Annotated in this window: 20 protein-coding genes and 2 tRNA genes; 10 read left to right on the top strand and 12 right to left on the bottom strand. The window is 58.2% G+C overall.

The features are described from left to right. Nucleotides 1-514: 514 nt before the first annotated feature. From Q0650_RS17915 to Q0650_RS17890, 6 genes are all read left to right on the top strand, one after another. Nucleotides 515-823 carry a hypothetical protein gene (locus Q0650_RS17915; protein WP_298821503.1) on the top strand — a complete coding sequence of 103 codons (309 nt, stop codon included), beginning with the start codon at nt 515-517 and terminating at the stop codon, nt 821-823. A 110-nt stretch (nt 824-933) separates the two neighbouring features. Next, entirely contained in the window at nt 934-1,389 is a 456-nt protein-coding gene (locus tag Q0650_RS17910) for a DUF6992 family protein (RefSeq protein WP_298821501.1), read from the top strand. Further along, nucleotides 1,386-2,453, top strand: coding sequence for a class I SAM-dependent methyltransferase (locus Q0650_RS17905; RefSeq protein WP_298821499.1), 1,068 nt, complete (start codon nt 1,386-1,388; stop codon nt 2,451-2,453). Before Q0650_RS17910 ends, Q0650_RS17905 begins: the two co-directional genes overlap by 4 nt. Continuing rightward, entirely contained in the window at nt 2,450-3,622 is a 1,173-nt protein-coding gene (gene eis / locus Q0650_RS17900) for an enhanced intracellular survival protein Eis (protein ID WP_298821497.1), read from the top strand. Before Q0650_RS17905 ends, eis begins: the two co-directional genes overlap by 4 nt. 14 nt (nt 3,623-3,636) lie before the next feature. After that, the gene (locus Q0650_RS17895; protein WP_298821495.1) at nt 3,637-4,599 is read left to right on the top strand and encodes an arsenic resistance protein; all 963 of its coding nucleotides are present in this window, start codon (nt 3,637-3,639) and stop codon (nt 4,597-4,599) included. A 178-nt stretch (nt 4,600-4,777) separates the two neighbouring features. Further along, on the top strand, nt 4,778-5,824 hold the full coding sequence (locus Q0650_RS17890; protein WP_298821493.1) for a glycosyltransferase family 4 protein: 1,047 nt from the start codon (nt 4,778-4,780) through the stop codon (nt 5,822-5,824). 162 nt (nt 5,825-5,986) lie between these two features. Here Q0650_RS17890 and lgt read toward each other — a convergent pair whose 3' ends face one another. From lgt to Q0650_RS17875, 3 genes are all read right to left on the bottom strand, one after another. Beyond that, nucleotides 5,987-6,889, bottom strand: coding sequence for a prolipoprotein diacylglyceryl transferase (gene lgt / locus Q0650_RS17885; RefSeq protein WP_298821491.1), 903 nt, complete (start codon nt 6,887-6,889; stop codon nt 5,987-5,989). A 127-nt stretch (nt 6,890-7,016) separates the two neighbouring features. Then, nucleotides 7,017-7,781 (bottom strand): phosphoribosylformylglycinamidine synthase I, encoded by a 765-nt coding sequence (gene purQ, locus Q0650_RS17880; protein ID WP_298821489.1) that lies wholly within the window; start codon nt 7,779-7,781, stop codon nt 7,017-7,019. Next, a complete protein-coding gene (locus tag Q0650_RS17875; protein WP_298821486.1) occupies nt 7,772-9,145 on the bottom strand; it encodes a protein kinase domain-containing protein in 1,374 nt (457 codons plus the stop codon). The genes purQ and Q0650_RS17875 overlap by 10 nt, the downstream gene beginning before the upstream one ends. 212 nt (nt 9,146-9,357) lie before the next feature. On the opposite strand from Q0650_RS17875, the gene Q0650_RS17870 reads away from it, so the two are divergent. The 4 genes from Q0650_RS17870 (at nt 9,358) to cysS (ending at nt 11,558) form a co-directional block, all read left to right on the top strand. After that, a tRNA-Leu gene (locus Q0650_RS17870) sits at nt 9,358-9,445 on the top strand. Between the two features lie 25 nt (nt 9,446-9,470). Further along, a tRNA-Pro gene (locus Q0650_RS17865) sits at nt 9,471-9,547 on the top strand. A gap of 234 nt (nt 9,548-9,781) precedes the next feature. Beyond that, nucleotides 9,782-10,213, top strand: a complete 432-nt coding sequence (locus Q0650_RS17860) for an SH3 domain-containing protein (RefSeq protein WP_298821483.1) — start codon at nt 9,782-9,784, stop codon at nt 10,211-10,213. A 127-nt stretch (nt 10,214-10,340) separates the two neighbouring features. Then, nucleotides 10,341-11,558 (top strand): cysteine--tRNA ligase, encoded by a 1,218-nt coding sequence (gene cysS, locus Q0650_RS17855; RefSeq protein WP_298821481.1) that lies wholly within the window; start codon nt 10,341-10,343, stop codon nt 11,556-11,558. Nucleotides 11,559-11,633: 75 nt separating this feature from the next. On the opposite strand, the gene ftsZ is transcribed toward cysS, so the two are convergent. The 9 genes from ftsZ to ftsW form a co-directional block, all read right to left on the bottom strand. Beyond that, complete coding sequence (gene ftsZ / locus Q0650_RS17850) at nt 11,634-12,809, bottom strand: cell division protein FtsZ (protein WP_298821479.1); 1,176 nt, start codon at nt 12,807-12,809, stop codon at nt 11,634-11,636. Between the two features lie 24 nt (nt 12,810-12,833). Continuing rightward, a complete protein-coding gene (gene ftsA / locus Q0650_RS17845) occupies nt 12,834-14,081 on the bottom strand; it encodes a cell division protein FtsA (RefSeq protein WP_298821477.1) in 1,248 nt (415 codons plus the stop codon). 31 nt (nt 14,082-14,112) lie between these two features. Beyond that, the gene (locus Q0650_RS17840) at nt 14,113-14,931 is read right to left on the bottom strand and encodes a cell division protein FtsQ/DivIB (protein WP_298821475.1); all 819 of its coding nucleotides are present in this window, start codon (nt 14,929-14,931) and stop codon (nt 14,113-14,115) included. An 8-nt stretch (nt 14,932-14,939) separates the two neighbouring features. Then, entirely contained in the window at nt 14,940-16,028 is a 1,089-nt protein-coding gene (locus Q0650_RS17835) for a D-alanine--D-alanine ligase family protein (RefSeq protein WP_298821473.1), read from the bottom strand. 191 nt (nt 16,029-16,219) lie between these two features. Further along, nucleotides 16,220-17,113 (bottom strand): UDP-N-acetylmuramate dehydrogenase, encoded by an 894-nt coding sequence (murB, locus tag Q0650_RS17830; RefSeq protein WP_298821471.1) that lies wholly within the window; start codon nt 17,111-17,113, stop codon nt 16,220-16,222. Next, nucleotides 17,106-18,539 (bottom strand): UDP-N-acetylmuramate--L-alanine ligase, encoded by a 1,434-nt coding sequence (murC, locus tag Q0650_RS17825; RefSeq protein ID WP_298821469.1) that lies wholly within the window; start codon nt 18,537-18,539, stop codon nt 17,106-17,108. Before murC ends, murB begins: the two co-directional genes overlap by 8 nt. Further along, complete coding sequence (locus Q0650_RS17820) at nt 18,536-19,180, bottom strand: hypothetical protein (protein WP_298821467.1); 645 nt, start codon at nt 19,178-19,180, stop codon at nt 18,536-18,538. Before Q0650_RS17820 ends, murC begins: the two co-directional genes overlap by 4 nt. Continuing rightward, nucleotides 19,177-20,325 (bottom strand): glycosyltransferase, encoded by a 1,149-nt coding sequence (locus Q0650_RS17815; RefSeq protein ID WP_298821465.1) that lies wholly within the window; start codon nt 20,323-20,325, stop codon nt 19,177-19,179. The genes Q0650_RS17820 and Q0650_RS17815 overlap by 4 nt, the downstream gene beginning before the upstream one ends. Further along, a complete protein-coding gene (ftsW, locus tag Q0650_RS17810) occupies nt 20,240-21,517 on the bottom strand; it encodes a putative lipid II flippase FtsW (RefSeq protein ID WP_298821463.1) in 1,278 nt (425 codons plus the stop codon). Before ftsW ends, Q0650_RS17815 begins: the two co-directional genes overlap by 86 nt. Nucleotides 21,518-21,581 lie beyond the last annotated feature (64 nt).

The raw sequence follows: 21,581 nt of genomic DNA, 5'->3' as shown, positions 1-21,581 counted from the left end.
ACCTCCTTGACCTCTCTATGCTGGCGAGCGCGCAAACCCGCCCGCACCACGTCCCCTCTTTCCAAATAATAAGTTTACAAATTCAAAAAGTCAACATTTTCAGACAGATCGTCATCGCCTCCTGATACCACCTGTATGTGAAACAGGTAGTGCCTTCACGCCGGGCAATGTCTCAACTGTGGAACGTGGCTTATTCCTGATCGTTATGAAAGAGTGTATTAAAATTGTATAACCTGCCAGACACCAGGTCAAGAGAGGATCAACACGAGTCAAGCGACGATTGCATTATCTGATACCATTGATTAGCACCGCGCCGCGACTGCAAACAGAAGTCCGGCATCATCGGGAGTTATGCTCTCTTGTGCGCATGTGGGCAAGTTAGCGACATGTCAACAGTCGTATGCAACCATACCGCTGCCGGTTCCGCGCAACGCCGTTACCGCGCGCTATCCTGCTTTCAGGGAAGGTGGCGTATAATTAAGAACAATTCATCCTGCAGCCAGGAGTTTCACCTATGTCAGACTTTGCCACAATTGCCTTGCCGCTCTTTCTCATCTCGGTGATTATCAGTATCTTTGGGTTATGGCGACGGCGGATGGAACCGGTTATCGGTGGCGCAATTCTGGCTTTGCCTGTCTCGTTCTATCTGATGCAAACATCAGATATCGGTGTACTGGCATGGCTGATGCCGATCGGTCTGGCCGGTTCGGCCTGGCTGATCAAACAGGGTCGCTTCGGTTGGGCATGGGTGCTCTGGCTACCTCAGGGGATTATCCTGGTGCTGATTGGGATGGCGCTCTTTGCCTGGCAGTTTTTGTTCTAACAGTTGTCGCCAATACAATCAGTCGCTCCACGCATGGCAATCTTTGCTATAATCCCCCTGCGAGGTATCATGCGCTATGCGTAGAGCATTGGTTGGATGGAACGAACGTGATGAACAATAATTTCTTTGCTTTTCAATACCATGCCCTGAAACCGCTCCAACACTGGGGAGCCGGGAATGTGATCGGTGGCGCTTTGTTGACGTTGTTGCCCGGTTTCTGGCGCCACGTCGGCTTGCAGGCGATCAGTTGGGGCGCAATTGACTGGCTGCTGGCAATGGCCGGTCGTCGTCAGGCTCTGCTCAAGGCCGAAGATCTGGTCGCGGGCGATCTCGACGAGTCGGCAGCGCACGCCGCAGCAGAACGGTTCCGTAACATCTTGTTGATCAATGCCGGCCTCGATCTGCTCTACATTGGCGCCGGCCTCTGGCTGTTGCGCGCCGCAGGCGATCGACCTGACCGACGCGGCATGGGGTTCGGCATTTTGGTACAGGGTCTCTTTCTTTTGCTGTTTGATAGCATTCTCGCCGCTGAAATTAACCGGCGTTGGGTGCCGCCATCACCATGATCAATCACCATATCTTTCCACTCTTGCAGTGCCCGACCTGTCGGGTGCGTCCGCTGATTGTCGAGACCGGTGGCGTTCGTTGCCCACGCTGCCAGACACTCTACCCTTTCTGCGATGGCTACATCGATCTGATGCCGCGTGGCGCTGAGTTTGATTACGTCTCGAAGTACGTCAGCGATGAAGAGCAACTGGCTGCCGAACTTGATTATCGTGAACTGGCTCCACCACTGCTCGCTGCCGGCGTGCGCGACCGTATGCTGCGCCGCCTGATGCGCTGGAGCAAGAACGATGTGGCGCTCGATAATGGCTGCGGCACGGCCAAGCACGCTGTCTGGAATGCGAAGTATGTCAAAATGATGGTGGGTACCGACCCGGCGACGCTCTTCGCCGATGAAGCCGCGCGTACCGTGACACTGACTAAGGCCGATTCGCGCCTGTTGCCCTTCGCCGACAATAGTTTTGATAAGGTCTTCGCTATCGACATTCTGGAACACTTCCCGCTACCGGTGATCGATGCATACCTGGCCGAGTCGGCCCGCGTTCTCCGACCTGGCGGGCGCATGCTGGCCTTTTCCAATACCCGTGAACGTTCGCCGATCCAGCCGTTGATTGACATCAGTCGCCATATCGGTCGCCTGTTCGTCAAAGCGGGAATCTACGATTTTGAACGCGAAAAGCTGCGCAAGTCTGACCACGTGAAGGCGCTCGAGCGGTGGGAGGATGTTGTGGCCGCGTTCGAGCGCGCCGGCCTGCGACCGGTAAAGGTGGTGTTCTGGAATAGTCTCTTCACAACCTTTGTCGAGCATGTGCTGATGAAACTCGGCGAGTCCATCATCGGACGAACCCGCGGACGCAAACCAGCCGGTGATGTCCCCACCAGAGTCAGCGCCGGCGCGGCTCGCGAGATTCGCGCCCGTCAGCGTATGCGCGCGCACCTGCGCGCCAAAGGCCCGGTCTACTATGCGCTGCTCGCAGTTACGTTGTTGATGGAATTGGATCTCTGGCTGTTTGGGTGGATGCGCTGCGGCAGTTACTTTATTCTGGTTGAAAAGCCAAGACAATGATTGAGTATCGGCCAATCGCGGAAGACGAATTTGAGCAGTTTTGGGCGCTGGATAGCTACGCTTTCGCCCGTCAGTATCACCGCGGACGCTATACCCCGGAGGTGATCGCTCAGTTGCGCGGCTTGTTTGTCGATGGCCATCACGTCGCTCAGTTGCAGATCATGCCCTTTGCAATGCAGGCCGGCGCGGGGACACTGCCGGTTGGCGCCATCGGCAGCGTTGCGACCTGGCCACAGTACCGGCGGCGCGGCTATGCCGAACAGCTCTTGCGCGCTGCGTGCGCCGAATTGCGCGAACACGGCGCGGTGCTCGCTTTGCTCCATCCCTTCCATCACGCCTTTTACCATCGGCTGGGGTGGGCGCTGGCCGGCGAACGACGATTGGTGAAACTAACACCGCAACACTTGCAAGCCTTTACCCCAGTTCCCGGTCATTACATACCGGCGGGAACGGAACAGATTGCCGAACTCGATGTCATCTATCGCGGCGCGCTCCGTGGTCGCTATGGCCCGCTGGTGCGCGAGCCGACCTGGTGGCGGATCGATGTCTTGCAAACCTGGAGTGGCGAACCGTATCACGCCTTCATCTGGCGCGATGAGCAAGGCCGAGGACGTTCGTACCTGATTTATCGGATCGAGCGCTCGACAAACCGCGCCAGCCTTGTCTGTCGCGATATTGTGGCGCTCGATCCGGTTGCGCGCGCGCAACTCTTCGTCTTTATTGCCCGTCACGCCGACCAGATTGATGAAGCCGTCATTCCCACCCCAATTGATGCGCCCCTCAATGCGTTGCTGCCCGAACCGGCTTCGGTAACGGTTGTCCCCCTCTTTATGCAGCGCGCGCTCGATGTAAGCCGGCTGCTCACCCTCTATCCCTTTGCGCCGGCAACCGGTCGCCTCACTCTTCAGATCGCCGATGACTGGATTGCCGACAATACTGGCCGTTACCAGCTTGAATGGGACAACGGGCAGATATCCGTTACCCGTCTTGACCCCGGCGAAGCAGACCTGGCCTGCACAAGCGCAACACTCAGCCAGTTGCTCAGTCGCTACCTCACCTCGCGCGCGGCTGCCGCATTCGGTTTGCTGGCGGTAACTGAACGGCGCGCGCTCGGCCTGCTCGAACAGGCCCTCGCCGGCCTGCCACCGTTCTGCGGTGATTACTGGTAGATGGCACGCCTGTTATGAGCCGGACGAGCCTCGAACGACATCAGGCGCTGATTTACCTGGCGGCAATTGGGAGTGGGCTGCTGATCGGTTGGCGCGCGCTGTTTCCCCTGCGCGCGCTGGAGTTCTTGCTCTGGCCATTGCTGGCGTTGCTGTTATACACCGTTTTCACGCAAATCCCTCTCTTGCACACGCGCGACGCCTTTACCGACCGACGTTTTTTGCAGGCGGCAATCATCGGCAATTTTGTCATCATTCCGGTCCTGCTTTGGGGAACGCTTCGCATCCTGCCTGACGATCCGGCAATCCGGCTTGGTGTGCTGCTGGTGCTGCTTGTGCCCTGCACTGACTGGTTTATTACCTTTACCCATCTGGGCGGTGGCAAAACCGCCTATGCGATTGCGTTCGCGCCTGTCAGCCTTCTGTTGCAAATCGGGTTGTTGCCATTGTATCTGTGGCTCATCTCCGGTCAGACGGTGCAAATGACGTTCGCTAGCGCAGACATCCTGCTGGCATTCGGTGGCACTATCGCCCTCCCCTTGCTGGCCGCGTTTGTCACCGAAGCGGTCGCTCAGCGTGTTCCACGCTGGCAGCGCCTGCCCGAACGACTGGCCTGGTTGCCGGTGCCATTGCTGGCGCTGGTCGTGTTTCTGATCACGGTGACTCAGGTCAATCTCATCACAGCATCGCTGGCAATCCTTGGTCAGCTCTCACTTGTGTTCGGTGGATTTCTCATCTGCGCTCTGGCGTTAGCGCGCCTCCTGACCAGCGTCTTCCTTTTATTGCCATCAGAGGGTCGGGTGCTCGCCTTCAGTTTTGGCACTCGCAATTCATTTATGGTCTTGCCACTAGCGCTTGCTCTCCCATCGTCTTACGAGCTGGCAGTAGTTGTGATCGTTTTTCAATCGCTGGTTGAGCTTTGTGGCATGATTGTCTTTCTGAGCGTCGTGCCCAGACTCTTTCCAGTTGGCAAGCAATGACCATGGCTGCGCCAGCACATTTCGGTGACCGGACAACCCGACCTGCCCCAACGCGCGATGCCAGCCTGACAGCGGTAGGTATATCAGGATGGATCAATATTGTGGAAGGTATGGCATGCATGCCGGCTCACGCAGTCAGAGCCGGCTCCCTTTGATCATCAAGCATCTGGAACAGACTATGACGCTTCGTCCACTCTACATCTCGCCGCTCGGTCGCGGTGGTGTCGATTTCGGCATTCAGAACATTACTCGTGCCGTCAAACGCGCCGGTCTTGCGCCTGAGCTGGTGCGACTCCCAGAACTGTACAACTTCGCGCCGATGCTCATCCCGCGCGCGTTGCCTGCCGACGTGGTGCGACGCTTCGACATCGTGCAAGGCCGCTCGCGGGTGGCCTTCAGCCTGCGTGGCTACGACCGGCCAGTGGTTACGACCGTTCACCATCTTACGACCGATCCCGATCTGCAACCGTACAGTTCGTTTGCCCAACGTCTCTTTTACCGCCTGGTTGAGTCGCGCTACGACGGTCTGTCGATTGCTTACGCTGATGCAGTTGTTTGTGTCAGCCGCTTCACACAGCGCATGGTAACCGCAACCTATGGCCGCCGAGACACTGTGCTGATCTATGACGGTATCGACACCGATGTCTTCGTGCCGCCACCAGGTCTGTCGCGCCGCGACGATGGTCTGCCGCCATCGGATGCGCGGATTCGCCTGTTGTTTGTCGGCAATCGCACCCGACGCAAAGGCTTCGATCTGCTGCCAAAGATTATGGATCGCCTGCCTGCCGACTACATCCTCTACTACACTGGCGGCTTTCAAGGCCGCGACGCCGGCCCGCCTCACCCGCGCATGATCCCGATTGGCTCGCCCGATCGGGCCGGTCTGGTCGCAGCCTACCAGAGTTGCGACATCCTGCTTTTCCCTTCGCGGCTGGAAGGGTTCGGCATTGCGCCCGCCGAGGCGCTGGCTTGCGGTCGTCCGGTGGTGACAACCAATGTCGCCGCGCTGCCGGAGGTGGTTGATGACGGCTTGAATGGCTTTCTGGTTGCGCGCGATGACGTGGCCGGCTACGCCGAAAAGGTGCGCATTCTTGGCGAAGATGCGGCGTTGCGTCGACAGTTTGGCGAGCACGGTCGAGCGAAAGTAGTCGCTCAATTCGGTTACGGGCCGCTTGGTGAAGGCTTCCGCGATTTATACTACCGCCTGTTGGGACGCGAAGGGTAAAACCGGTTTACCCACAGATCGCGGGATGTACAGCGTTACGCCAGCGTACAACCAGCACAAAAAGCCTGGGGTGAAATGCGTCTATCACACCCCAGGCGCCAAAACGACTGCTGCAACCAGCCACTAATACATGCAGGTAACCGGCAACGATCCTGCGTGATGTCAGTCTACCGGAGCTTCGCTCACCGATTTGTTCAGCATAGTGGAAAATGGCCGGCGATGATTGATAAAGAGCAAGATCGCGCAGATCACAATCGCCAGCACACTCACCAGTTGGGCAACCCGAATACTCTCCTCGCACGAACCACCAATCCCGTTTGCGCAGAGGCTATCGGTGCGCAAGCCTTCGATCCACCAGCGACCGCTCGAATAGATAATCCCATACAAGAAGAGCAGGTCGCCCGGATTGAGCCGCCGACGCTCCGGCGGCGCCAGCCGACCAAATCGATGGTCAAGCCAGAGCAAAATGGCAACTCCGACTGCATTCCAGACCGATTCGTAGAGAAACGTTGGATGGAAGAGGGTCGTAATCGGGTAGGTGGTCAGATCATTGTACGGCGGCAATCGATATTCGGGATCGATCCGCAAACCAAACGGCAAATCGGTTGGGCGACCGTAGGCCTCCTGGTTGAAAAAATTGCCCCAACGACCGATGCTCTGGGCCAGCAAGAAACCGGGCACGCAGACATCGAGCCAGTCCCAGTAAGGTAATTTTGCGTAGCGCGTATAGATGACGGTCGAGAGCAGCGCGCCGATAATCGCGCCGTGAATGGCAATCCCGCCGGTGGTGAGATTGAACGCGCTCCAGGGGTTCGGCGCAAAGCGTTCCCACTCGAAGATCACATAGTAGATACGAGCGCCGGCAATGCCCAGAATCAGCCCCAGCATCAACTGATTCCAGACGTGATCGGGATGGTAGCCACGAGCAACTGCCCGCCGTGAAGCCAGGAGCGCCGCGATCAGCGCGCCGGTCATGATGATTGCGCCGTACCAGCGCACCACAATCGGAAAACCGAACAGCGTAAAGCTGATCAAGAACGGATCGTCAGGTGGATAGAGCACCATAGTTATGCCAATCGGTTGTTGTCACGGTGAGTGTATGCGACCGCGCCAAAGGGTACGACGCGCAAACAGCCGCCGCAACAGGCAGAATTGTCTGATAGATGAATGGACGCAATTATCTCGGCTGACACTACAGCGAAGCCGCATACCGCACCGCATTACGGAAGATCTGCAAACCGTCACCCTCAGATCGAGCCGGTTCGCGCGTCCAGCGCGGATGCTGATACGGCAATACTGCGTTTTCAGGATGCGGCATCAGACCCAGTACGTTACCCTGGGCATTACACAGCCCGGCGATATTGTATGGCGAACCATTAGGATTAGCCGGATAGCCCTCACCCACATACCGCAACGCAATCAAACCCTGCTCCTCCAGCTCGGCCAGCGTGGCCTCATCGCGGGCGGCGATCCGCCCCTCGCCGTGCGCGACCGGCACCTCGATGGGCCGTTCGATCGCGCGAGTGAAGTGACAACGGCTATTCGAGACTGCTTCCAGTTGCACCCAGCGACACTCAAACTGACCCGACTCATTGTTCGTCAACGTCACCCGCGGCGGTTGACGCAATGGGCCGGGGAGCAAACCGGCCTTCACCAGTACCTGAAACCCGTTGCAAATCCCGATCACGGGACGACCATCAGCGACGAATCGTTCGAGTTCTTCGCCGAGGCGATGGATCAAATCAACTGCGAGCAAGCGACCGGCGCCCAGGTGATCGCCGTAGGAAAAACCGCCTGGGATCACCAGTAAGGCATAGTCGGACAGGCGAACCGATCCTTCGGCCAGACGATTGACGTGAATCCGTTCGGGACGAGCGCCGGCTAACTCGCAGGCCAGCGCTGCATCAGCGTCACGATTGATGCCAGGAGCACGTAAAATGAGCGCTTTCAGTTCCACTGGAACTCCATCTCCACCTCACCAATCGAAATCAGATCACCCGATTTAAGACGTTGCGGCACATGGGGCGGAATTGGTTTACCGTTTATCCGCGTGCCGTTAGTGCTGTTCTGATCGGTGAGCGTATAGTGATCGCCACGCCGCTCGATGATAGCATGCAGCCGCGAAGCGATCCCGCGGTCGTGTTCGGCCAGATCTAATTCAGGGAAATGGGAACGACGCGGATCGCGCCGCCCAATCCGCACCGGTACGTGATTGAGTGTCATCTCCCACTTGCGGTAGGGAGAGCGCACAATCAGGCGAGCCGGCGGCAATGCCGGCTGAGCTACTGCAACCGGCGCCCCGTGTGACAGCGCAGTGCCGCAACCGGCGCAGAAACGCGCCTGTGGCTTGTTCAAGCGCCCACACTGCTCGCATACCACACCTTGTGCCGGCATAGCGGATGGTTGCGGAACTATCGGTGGCGGCGTCGCAACCGACGATTTCGCCGGAGGCAGCGGCGCCATACGGAGGGTCGGGTCAACAAAGGGGGCCTTCAGACATTTATGCAGCGCCTGCTCAAGCTCGGCGCAACTGGCAAAGCGCTGCTTGCGATCAAGGTTCATCGCTCGAATGATGATCGCTTCAGTTGCCGGTGTCACCGAGCGATTGATCCGGGTGATTTCACCTTTGCGCGGCGGTTGCAACGGCATCGGCGGAATCGCCGTCAGCAAATGCAGCAGCGTTGCGCCAAGCGCATAGATATCTGAGCGCGCATCGGTCTGCTCCTTGCCATACTGTTCTGGCGGCGCATACCCTGCCGATCCCATCGCAACAGTATCTTTCTTTTGCCCGAACTTGTGCTTGCGGGCCACGCCGAAATCGATCAGTTTCAATACACCCTCAGGCGTTAGAATCACATTCGACGGCTTCAAATCACGATAGATGATCGGCGGCTGGCGAGTGTGGAGGTAGTGCAATACCCGGCAGAGCTGGATACCGTAACCGATTACCTGTTGTTCGAGCATCGGCGCGTTAGCTTCATGGATGAGTGCTTCCAGCGTCTTGCCGGGAACAAACTCCATCACCAACGTTGGACGACCTTCATACTCGAACAGATCGATGACAACCGGCAGATTCGGGAAAGACAGCGATCCCAACAACTCAGCCTCTTGCAAGAAGAGCTGGCGCGCTTCATTCACTTCCTCGGCGCTCAACGGATCAACAGGCCGCATCTCTTTGAGCGCCCAGATACTGCCATCGCTGACGCGACGCACACGATAGACCGCCCCCATTCCTCCTCGCCCGATGATGTTGAGGATGGTATAGGAGTCGTTGCTGCCCCGCACGGTCAGATTGTCTGCAAGCCGTTCGTGTGCAAACATCGCGCGCTACTTCATCGCCCTATGCGCTAGAGCAATTATACCACTGTGCGTGGCAGCGCATTGCTCCAATGGCTTGCTTTATCCCTGTGAGAGCCGACTCTCGTCAGCCGACAGCGGTCGTTTCGGGCATGTCCAGGCGGTCATTCCACTGCCACACCAGCCGCTAGCGCCTTGACGAACGAGGCGATGGCTGATATAATCTGCGTTGTCGCGCCGAAGTGGCGGAATGGCAGACGCGGCGGTCTCAAAAACCGCTGGGGATCAACCCCCGTGTGGGTTCAAGTCCCACCTTCGGCACCACGGTGCGACTACAATTCAGGGGTCGCGGGGCGTGGCTCAGCCTGGTAGAGCGCCGCGTTCGGGTCGCGGAGGTCGGTGGTTCAAATCCACTCGCCCCGACCATTGCGTTGAAGCGTCTGTGCAATGTCACAGACGCTTTTTTCTGTCAGAGAGAAGCTACGCCTGCACGCACCTTTCCTTGCGGCGAGGAAAGGGATATTCTCTCTGCCGGCAACACGTTACATCCGCTTTAGCACCGATACGCCCTGCCAGATCCTCAGGTTTTTTCTCTTTCAGAGAAGCAACCTCACCTGCTATAATACCTGCGAGAGTACTAACCGGTTACGGAACACCGTTATGCAATTGCGCTTTCCCATTCTCTGGATAAGTTGTTTACTGCTGCTTACAGGCTGTATCGATCTGGCAGCAGCGCTCCCGCCTACACCCAGTCCCTTTCCCACGTTAGCGCCACTGCCAACCGTTACGCCGGTAACACCCCAGCCAGCCCGGTCGCCGGTAACGATCATTCTCGCGCCACCGGCTACCGCTACCCCAACCACTGCCCGCCTGACCGGACGGGTCAACGTCACCGCCAACCTGCGCAGCGGTCCCGGTACCGACTTCGCTGTCATCACCGTTGTTCCATCCGATACCGAAGTTGTGCTGGAAGGGCAACGCGCCAACTGGTATATCGTTCGTCTCTCTGATGGACAAACCGGCTGGATGTCAGCAGCAGTGCTCGACGTTGCGCCCGAAATCGCCGCTCTGGTGCCGGTGGCGACGCCATAAACAATTAGGGGTGGCAATGCCACCCCTCACTCCTGTGATCGTGTACCAATCTCCCAATTAGTGATACCATAACAGTAAAGAGTCGCTCTGGCCACCATATGATGGCATCAGTAAAGGAATGCATTCCATGCAGCTCTTTAATACGCTGTCACGGATCCGGGAACCGTTTACCATTCCAACCGATCGTCCGGTGACACTCTACGTCTGTGGGGTGACCCCCTATGACACCACCCACATGGGGCACGCGCGCACGTTTATCGTCTTCGACGTACTGGTGCGCTACCTGCAATGGCACGGCGCGACGGTGCGCTATTGTCAAAATGTGACCGACGTTGACGATCCGCTCTTTGAGCGCGCCCGGCGCGACGGAGTCAACTGGTATGAGCTGGCCGAACGACAGATTGCCCAGTTACGCGCCGATTGTGCCGGCCTGAATATTCTGCCACCCACCTTCTTCCCGCGGGTGAGCGAAGAGATCGGCACGATGATCCCGATTATCGAGCGTCTGATCGAACTCGGTTTCGCCTATGTCGTCGATGGAAATGTCTATTTCAGCATTCAAACCGATCCCGATTTCGGTCGAATGGCGCGCATGGGTTATGCCGAATTACTGGCAATCGCCAATCAGCGCGGAAACAATCCCAATGATCCCAACAAGCGCGATCCGCTCGATTTCGTGCTCTGGCAGCGTGGCAACCCCGATGAACCAAAATGGGAGAGTCCTTGGGGATTGGGGCGACCGGGCTGGCATATCGAGTGTAGCGCGATGTCAAAGCGTTACCTCGGCGATCAGATTGATATCCACGGCGGTGGAGCCGACCTGATCTTCCCCCATCATTCGTGTGAAATCGCTCAGAGCGAGGCCGCAACCGGGAAGAAACCTTTCGCGCGTTACTGGATGCATGTCGGCCTGGTCTGGCTCGACGGCGAGAAAATGAGTAAATCGCTCGGCAATCTGGTCTTCGCGCGCGATGCGTTGCGTCAGCACCATCCGGACGCGATCCGCTGGTATCTGCTCAGCGAACACTATCGCGAAGAGTTTGATTATCGTCGCGATGCTCTCACCCGCTATGAACAGTACGCCGCCGATTTACGGCGAGCGTTAACCGTCACTGGCGGCGAGCATAGTCCTCTCGATCTCAGTCGGGGCCGGCAGGATGTGATCACAGCAATGGATGACGATCTTGACACCCCGGCAGCACTGGCGACGTTGCACGCGATGGCCAATACAATCTGCGAAGCTGCCACCGAAGGGCGTAATGTTAGCGCAGCCCAGGAGAGTATGCGTGATCTGGCCCTGATGTTTGGCTTCACACTGAGCGACAACGCGCTACCTTCCTCGTGACAACACGACAAGCGGGCAGGTTCCTCACCTGCCCGCGCGTTACTACCCCTCGCTTCCACCGGTTGACAATCAGGATTAGCGCTGACGATTGCGCCCGCGCAAGAAGGGTGGAATATCGAGATCATCGCCGGAAATCGATGGCCGCACCGGCTGCACTGGCGGCTGTGATGGCGACGGGGTGGCCGGTCGGGGCCGCTGGGTCTGCCCACCAATCTGCCCGGTCGCCTGGCCGGTGCTCGTTGCCGCCGTCGGGTATGAGCGGGTGCGCTGCACATTCGAATTTCGGTTCACATCAAAGCCGGTCGCGATCAGCGTGATCTTGATCTCACCAGGGGGGAAATTGGGGTCAATCACGGCGCCAATAATAATGTTTGCATCGGGATCAACCTGCTTGGCGACAATATCAGCCGCCTCGTACACCTCCATAATTCCCAAATCTTCACCGCCGGTAATATTGAAGAGCACGCCTTTCGCGCCATCGATGCTCACTTCAAGCAACGGACTGGCAATCGCCTGATTGACAGCATCGAGCGCGCGCGTATCGCCTTTCCCATACCCAACCGCCATCAACGCCGAACCCTGCTGCGCCATGATCGTCTTCACATCGGCGAAGTCAACGTTGATCAAGCCGCGCTGGGTGATCAAATCTGAAATGCCCTGAATGCCCTGGCGCAACACATCATCGGCCATCTGGAAAGCTTGTTGAAAGGTGGTATTCTTGCTGGCAGTTTGCAACAGGCGGTCGTTGGGAATCACAATGAGCGTATCGACGACCGGACGCAACTGTTCAATCCCGGCTTCGGCGACTTTGCGGCGATGATTGCCTTCAAAGGTGAAGGGTCGGGTAACAACACCAACGGTAAGCGCGCCAAGATCGTGCGCAATTCCGGCGATGATCGGCGAAGCGCCGGTGCCGGTGCCGCCGCCCATACCGGCAGCCACGAAGACCATATCGGCGCCTTTCAACTGCTCGTAGATGTCTTCCTGGTTCTCTTCTGCTGCCTTCTGTCCAATCACCGGATTGCCACCGCTGCCGAGACCGCGCGTGAGCTTATCGCCGATCCGGATGCGCACCGGAGCCAATGAATGCATCAGCGCCTGCACGTCGGTATTAACTGTGATAAACTCTACCCCCTGCACACCGGCGGCAATCATGCGATCCACTGCATTGCTGCCGCCGCCGCCAACGCCAACAACTTTGATCTGAGCGAAGTCTTCGAGTGAGAAGCCGTTGCTGCTTCGGTCAACCATCGGTAAACCTCCTTAGTGGTGAGTTTATGGCAAAAGCTCGCGCAACCAGCGGCGGAAGCGCTCGTATATTGAACCAGTATCTTGAGATGAAGACTGCTCAGGTGGCCGCCCACCATAGCGCATTCCCCATCGTAAAAGCCCAACAGCAGTTGCGTATGCCGGTGAGTCGAGCGCATCGGTTAATCCACCCAATCCACCCGGAATGCCAATCCGCACCGGCAATCCCAAATCCTCGCGCAACAGATCGTCAAACCGGCTCAACTGTGCGCCACCGCCAGTTAACACAATGCCTGCCGGCAGCATACCTTCATAGCCGCTGCGCCGCGCTTCAGCAACGATCAGCTCGATCAACTCCTCGGCGCGGGCTTGCAAGACCTGTTTGAGCAGGTAGGCGCTGATCTGCTGCTTTTCACCCACCGTTAGCGTCTCGGCATCGATCAGATCGCTCTCATCACCAGGAGCGGGTGGATTGCCGGCTAGTGCGCTGCCGTAGCGCAATTTCAGGTATTCGGCAGTGTTGTGTGGCGTATGCAACACGTAGACAATATCGTTGGTAAAATGTTGTCCTCCTACCGGAATGACCCCGGTATGCCACACACCGCCCTGAGCAAAGATGGCCAGATCGGTCGTCGCGCCGCCGATGTCGATCAGCATGACTCCCCGCTCTTTGTCGTCATCGCTGAGCACGGCTTCCGCCGCAGCCAGCGGCTGCAACACCAGGTCATCGATCTGCACGCCTGCCCGCTCGACGCTACGGATCAGGTTCTGTATCGCCATCGTCTCGCCGGTAATGATGTGCGTCTCGACTTCAAGGCGCGTGCCACTCATGCCAATCGGGTCACGAATGCCATCATTCCCATCGATGATATAAGCGCGTGGAATGATATGAATGATTTCACGTTGAGTCGGCAACGTGACGGCCTGGGCAGCTTCAATGGCGCGCGCCACATCTTGCCGCGTAATCCCATCAGAGTTCTGCACTGCCGCCACTCCCCGGCTGTTGAGTGATGAAACATGTCGCCCGGCAACACCGACAAAAGCATGGTTGATACGCAGGCCACTCGCGCGCTCGGCCTTTTCCAGACTGGCTTCGATTGCCGTCGCCGCATCATCGATATTGACCACCACGCCCTTGTCAATCCCACGGCTGGGCACCATCCCCACTCCGAGAATATTGAGCCGCCGCCCATCACCGACCTGGCCGACGATGGTGCAGATTTTGCTTGTGCCAACATCTATGCCGACAATGGTGCGTGCCATGGTACGTGCCATAGTATCCTCACAGACTGTTACCGCCACGGCGTCATGGGCCACTACCGGGACGGTTCTGGTAATACGGATTGATTGGTCGTAGATCGAGATAGGTAAACGGTGTGCCATCGGCAAGCAGATAAGCCAGGATGGTTAACTTTCGTTCCAGCCGATCGTGATCGCCAAACACGATGACCTGATCTTGCCCGGTGCGAATAACGATGCCTTGTTCGGGATTCCAGCTAAACTGAACCGGACGCCAACCAGGTTCATCCGGCAAGCGTAGCGCCAGTTCACGCGCCAGCGCCAGAGCATCACTATCGAGCTGCATCGATGGTTCAACCGGACGATTGGAAGTATCCACTATCACCAGCGCATCTTCGGGTGGCGGCGCTGCTGCCGGTTCAATCACATACCCCTGCCGATCGACCAGATAATCAATGCCACCGCTACGCCAGTAGGTCGCTGGCTGCCGCTCGACAATCACAATCCGCGCCCGATCGGGCAAGATCAGGCTCAAACGGGCATGTTCCACAAACGGACTGGTCAGCAACGGCGCAACCGTTCGCTCTTCGTCAATCAGCCAGATCGGGACACCGCGAAGCGGAATGGCCGCTACAATTCGCTCTGGACTTAACAGCTCGGCTCCGACCACTTCAACCGTCTGCACGCGAAACCGGTGACTGAAGAGCGCGTAAAACAAGGCAAAACAACTGACTGCGAAGAGTGCGCCACTGACAACGCGACCACTTCGCCAGGCCTCAATCAGCCGTCGGCGCCATCCCGGCGCGGTCGCTTCTACCGATGGTCGGCGCAACCGTTGCCGTCGCGCGGCTATCCGTTCGCGTGTATTGGGCGGATTGTATTCCATAGGCGCTCTTATCCCTTATTTCCCCAGCCATGCGTCGCTCGCTCCAGGGCCAGTTCAACCAGCCGGTCGAGCAACTGCGGATAAGCCAACCCGCTGGCAGCCCACATTTTGGCGTACATGCTGATCGGGGTAAAACCGGGCATTGTATTTACCTCGTTCAGCCAGAGCGTTCCCTGGTCACGGTCAAGCAGAAAATCGACGCGCGCCAGGCCGGCGCCATCAATCGCCTGGAATGCCTGCGCAGCCAGCGCCTGTACCTGAGCAACCTGTTCTGATGAGAGCGCTGCCGGCACGACTGCCTGTGAGCCGCCATCGATATATTTGGCGTGATAGTCATACCATTCACCGGCAGGAATGATTTCACCGGGCAGGCTGACTGCGATCTGATCGTTACCCAGCACCGAAATCTCGATCTCGCGGGCCGGAATGCCTTGCTCGACGATGATTCGGCGATCGTAGCGGGCCGCTTCGCGCAGACCGGCAATCAATTCAGCCCGATCACGCGCTTTGCTAACCCCGACGCTACTGCCAAGATTGGCCGGCTTGACGAAGATCGGAAAATGCAAGGTTGCTTCGATCCATTCACAGACCGTCTCAACCGCCGCCAATTCGTGGCGTCGCACCAACAACCAGGGCAATACCGGCAAACCGGCGGCAGCAAAGGCCGCTTTCATCAAACCTTTGTCCATTCCCACAGCGCTCGCCGCAACACCACAGCCAACATAGGGTATTCCGGCCAGTTCAAACAAACCCTGGATTGCGCCGTCTTCACCATACGGGCCGTGCAGCACCGGAAAGATGACATCAACCGGCGGCAGCATCCATCCGGGCGTGCCAACCCGTCCTAGCTCACGCACCGGGCCGGGTGTGGCCATAGTGGCGCTGGTCGGCAACCGATCCGGATCGGCAGACTCCATGAGCGCGGCCAACGCGCCCGGGCCATGCCACCAGCGCCCATCTTTGCCGATTCCGATTGGTTCGATCTGGTAACGAGCCGGATCGAGGTTGCTCATGACGGCATGCGCCGAAACCAGCGAGACCTCGTGTTCACCGCTTTGCCCACCAAAGATGACTGCAATCGTGATCGGCCTGCTCATCAACTGCCTCCCGGACGTGTTTTATCGATCATTAAACTGATCGTTATTGGAATAAACGAAAGAGACAAACAAAATTTGGACAAATTTTCGTTCATGGCGATCATTTTTTGCCGCTGAAAACGTCTCTTTTTGATATTCTCTGCTCATTCCACTTGCTCATCCCACGGACTTTTAACACTATTCAGCTTCCCTCAGATCACCCGCACTTCCAACTGTAACGTTACGCCAAATCGTTCAGCGACCGTAGCCCGAGCCAGCTCGATCAAAGCCAGAATATCGGCGGCGCAGGCCCGCCCGCGATTGACAATATAATTGGCGTGAATTGAGCTGATCTCGGCATCGCCGATACGAGTGCCCTTTAGCCCGGCAGCTTCAATCAGACGACCAGCGCTATCGCCAGGAGGGTTTTTGAATACGCTTCCGCAAGAACTCCCAGCCGGCGTTTTCCGTTTGCGTTCGGCAGCAATCGCTGCCATTCGCGCTGCCAGCGCCGTCGGATCGGCGCGCCGGAACCGAAAACGCCCGGCCAGTACTAGCGGTGGAATGTTATCAGTCATTGACTGCTTCAACACACTCTCGCGGTAAGCGTAAGCCAGTGCCGTCACCGGCCATTCAACCCGCTCGCGACCGTTGAGCAACAGTTCTGCGGCTACCAACACGCCAGCGGTATCGCCGCCATAGCAACCGGCGTTACCGACAATGGCGCCGCCGATTGCGCCGGGTAGTCCTTCGGCCCATTCCAGTCCGGCCCAACCCATCGCTGCCAGCCGACGAGCAGTGCCGGCCATGGGCGCACCAGCTTCGACCCACAACTCTGCCTGATCGCCATCCTCGCGCAGCGACCAGCGCTGACCACGATAGGCTGCAATCACGCCGGCAAAGCCTTCGTCACGCACCAGCAGATTTGTGCCTCGTCCCACCCAGATCAGTGGCAGATCCTGCGCACTCGCCCAGGCTGCCAGAGCAATCGCTTCATCAGGAGTAGCCGGTTCAGCATAGTACCGTGCCGGACCGCCCACCCGCCATGAGGTATGGCGCGCCATTGGTTCATCAACGCGGAGCGTGATCGGTAATGTGTCATTCATAGCTCTGCTCCATCGCCTTTGCGCGCAACCGTTCAATGAGCATTGCCGCCACCTGATCGCTATCACCGGCCCCCAGCGTCAAAACGACATCACCAGGCTGAGCCATCGTTTCCAGCGCTGCCACTGCCGATGCCGGCGCGCCGACATACTTCGCCGTGATGCCATTCGCGGCGATAAAGGCAGCCAGTTCATCAGCCAGTGCGACCGGATCGCCCACTTCGCGCGCCGGATAAACATCGCCGATCAGCACTATTGCTGCCTCCCGACAGGCATCAGGCCACTGTTCCCACAGGTTGCGCACCCGGCTAAAGGTGTGCGGTTGGATATAGACGATCACGCGCCGCCCCGGATAACGCTGCTGCGCTGCCGCGATCGTTGCCCGTATCTCGGTAGGGTGATGGGCATAGTCATCAATCACCGTCACTCCGGCTACTTCGCCGCGCAGTTCAAAGCGCCGACTGCTGCCGCGATAATCGGCCAGCGCGGCTGCCGCCGCCGTGAGATCGGCTCCCCACAACGCTGCCGCCGCCAGCGCCGCAGTTGCATTACGAACATTGTGGTTGCCGGGCACAGCCAGTGTCACCGTCACGGCCAGCCGACGGGCAAAGGTACGCCGGTCGTAATACCAGAGATCAAACTGCTGACCCGCAGCCGTTGCCGTTAAGCGGCTTGCCGTCCAGTCAAGTGGGGCCAGGCGGCACGAGACAGGATCACAGGCAATCTGCTCATCGATCCCGTACAGTCGGGCCTGACCATCCTGATCGAGCGCCAGCGCGCCGGCATCGTCGGCGCAGAGCAGCAGCCGGCGCCGATCGCGCACCTGCCCGGCAAAAGCGGCAAAAGCGGCAATGTACTCATCAACGGTGGGATACAGATCGGGATGATCCCATTCAACGTTCGTCACGATTGCCAGCGCCGGCGTCAGAGCGAGAAACACCCGGGCATATTCATCAGCTTCGATGACCAGCGGCGCGGTGGGATCACCCCACTGAGCGCTACCTCCCAGCGCCGGAACATCGGCCCCGATCAGAAATCCGCATGGCACACCACCAGCGCGCAAGGCCAGCGCCGTCATCGCGCTGGTAGTCGTTTTGCCGTGAGTGCCGGCAACAGCAATAACCGGACGTTGCGCCGACCATTCACGCCACAAATCGGCCCGGCTCAGACAGGGAATACCCTGCGCGGCTGCGGCGTCAAGTTCGGGATTCGAGCCCCGAATGGCCGCAGTCGCCAGTACCACATCAGCGCCGCGAACGTAGGCCGCATCGTGACCTTGCCAGATACGCGCTCCACGCGCCGCTAATGCTGCCGTTGCCCGATTAGCGGTCAGGTCAGAACCGCTGACCGTATGACCCTGATCGAGCAACAGATGTGCGATTGCACTCATGCCAGCGCCGGCAATCCCGATAATGTGATAGTGACTCACGGCTTCCAGACCTTTGGAAAGTTGAACAGTATCAGCAGACCTAAAATCATAAAAAATATTGCAATCAACGACGGCAGCAAAATACTGACATCCGGCAACGTATTGAGGAACGTAGCAATCGGCCCTTCAAACGTGCCACCGCCGGCAACAAATTCGCGCCAGAACACAACCGTTGCATTTGTCCACAACAGCGCAATCAAAGCGCCTACAAACAAACCCAACGGTCGCGCCAGCTTCTCTTTCGGCGGTCCCTTCCACGCTGCCTTGCTATCAAAAAACATGCCCAGTAGGATCAGCGTGATAAAAGCCATTGCCCGAAAGAAGAGCGGCACCTGAAAGCCCGGCGTGATCAATGGATCAAGCGGCGGCGCTAATGTGGGATCGTTTCCGATCAGGAAGGCCACAAAGCGCGGCGCATTAACCCATAGCCGGTTGATCACATCAACCACGAATGTTCCACCCTGTACGCACGTCACGTATGCAATGACCGTCCAGATTGCGACTGTCAGCAGATTACGCAAACCCTGCTGATACCCGGCATACCCACCCAACGCCATCAGAATGAGCAACAGCGCAATCCCGTTCAGGTTAACGGTAATCACTGCCTGCCCGAGGGGGATCACCATCCACTGTTCAATCATGCCGAACTCCTCTGCGCGAGGTTTACCAGCGCTGCTGCCAACGCCTGCGCCGCATCAGGGCGAGCCAGCTCGCGACTACGCAGCGCCATTTGCTTCCGCATCCCCCCATCCACCAGTAACTGCCGCACTGCGCGCGCGAGCGGCCCATCAGCCGGATCGCCATCGCCAAGCATGGCGTGGTCGGCTACCTTCAGTGCCGCGCCCCGTTGCGCCAGATAATCGGCATTTTCATCTTGATGCACATACGGGTATGGCACCAGCACTGCCGGCAAGCCAGCCGCCGGTAACTCAGCCAGGGTCGAAGCGCCGCTGCGGCAGACGGCCACATCAGCCGCGGTTAGCGCCGCGACCATACTCTGCGCACCACCACTTTCCAGGTAGGGGAAGAGCAGGTAACGCGATCGCAGCGCCGGATCGAGGCGAGCTGCCGCTTCTTCCAGCCAGACCTCATCGCCCTCGCGGCCACAGACGTGAATGATTGTACAAAGCGGTAGCAAGGTTGGCAATAGCGCCGCAATCGCTCGATTGACACTCCGCGCGCCTCGACTACCACCATACACCAGTAAGACAAGCTGATCGGCTGCAATCCCGAAGCTGGTCCGAGCCGTCGCTCGATCAGTGGTAAACAATTCCACCCGCACCGGGTAACCGGTCACAATAGCCCGTCGCCGATCTGCATGCAGGCCCAGATGGGACAGTGAATCACTGACATTAACTGCAGTCATACTGGCAATACGGCTGAGCAAGCGCACTGCCAGACCGGGCACGACATCAGGCAGATAGATCATCGTTGGAATGCGCCGCAACCTGGCTGCAATAAAGAGTGGCACACAGACATAACCACCAGTGCCCAGAATAGCAGCCGGACGTTCACGCTCAAGCAGCTTCATTGCCGCAACGACGCCGCGCAGCAACGTCACCAGCGACTGCGCCATCTGTGCCGGCCCGCGACCACGGATCGCCGCTGCCGGCAGCGCGCGGAAGGGCAACCCACTCTCACGGGCAACGATCCGCTCTTCCATACCACCGATACTGCCGACGTAGACGACCTGCGCCTGATCAGCGAGTGCCTGAGCGACTGCCAGCGCCGGGTAGACGTGACCGCCAGTTCCGCCCCCTGAAAGAATAAGGCGCAGCGCGTTCACCGGTGTGGTCGCGCTCTGCGATTGTGATGCCTGCATGAGACTGATCGACATGGCGTGAAATGTTTAACAAAATCCCAACTGCTATCAGACAACTAATGAGCGATGAACTGCCGTAAGACAGAAACGGCAATGTCAGGCCAGTAAACGGGATTAGCGCCACCGTCACCGCAATGTTGACAAAGGCCTGAAACACGATCCAGGTCGTGATACCTACCGCCACCAGCGCAGCGAATGGTGTTGGCGCGCGAGCGGCAATTCGATAGCCACGCGCAGCGATGATGAGAAACACGAGTAAAATCCCCACCGTTCCCGCCAGCCCCCACTCCTCGCCGATGATGGCGTAGATGGTATCGGTGTGCGGCTGCGGCAGCCACATATACTTTTGGCGACTCATACCGACGCCCTGACCCAACACACCACCACTTGCCAGCGCGTACAGGGAATGGATAATCTGATACCCTTCCGCACTGGCCCGTGACCACGGATCGAGAAATGCTTCCCAGCGCCCGCTCCGTACCGTCACAATCAGGCCCCAAAATGCGGTCACGCCCAACAGCGCCGCGCCCCCCACGTGCAACAGATTTGCGCCAGCGGCAAAGAAGATGACCCCGCCGATCAGCACCATAATGATGGTTGTCCCTAAATCGGGCTGTAACATGACCAGACCGCAAATGATACCCAGTATGGTAGCAAACGGCGCCAATCCATACGTCACATTGCCCAGCCGATGACTCCGGCGCGAAAACCAGTGGGCGAAGTAGATAATCATGGCCAGTTTGGCAAATTCTGACGGCTGAATACTGAACACACCCAGCCAGCCTTCACCAAAACGGATCCACGATCGCGCGCCGTTGACCTCGGTCAAACTCGCCGGCAAGATCAGTACAGCAATCAGCAGAATCAACGCGCCAACCATGAGATAGATTGAATATCGTTGCCAGACCCGGTAATCGATCCGCTGGATGACCAGCAACGCGCCGATCCCGATCAACGCGCCAGTTGCCTGACGCAACAGATAATAGAATGGGTTGCCGTAGAGCACCGTTGCTTCGACGAAACTGGCGCTGTAGACCATCACCAACCCGAAAGCGGTCAGGCCGATCACTGTCGCCAGCAGCACCCGATCCGGCGGACGTGACGTTCGGTCAAAGATCGGAATTGCAGCAACGCCTGAATGGTCACGATTACCCATAGTTTCCCTATTTCCAACCAGAACAGATAGCGCGTCAGAAGACAGACACCCGTTGCCGTCGCAA

The organism is uncultured Chloroflexus sp. (assembly GCF_937129525.1).
In the GTDB taxonomy this organism is placed as follows: Bacteria; Chloroflexota; Chloroflexia; order Chloroflexales; family Chloroflexaceae; genus Chloroflexus.
This window is presented reverse-complemented; position numbering and strand designations above follow the sequence as displayed.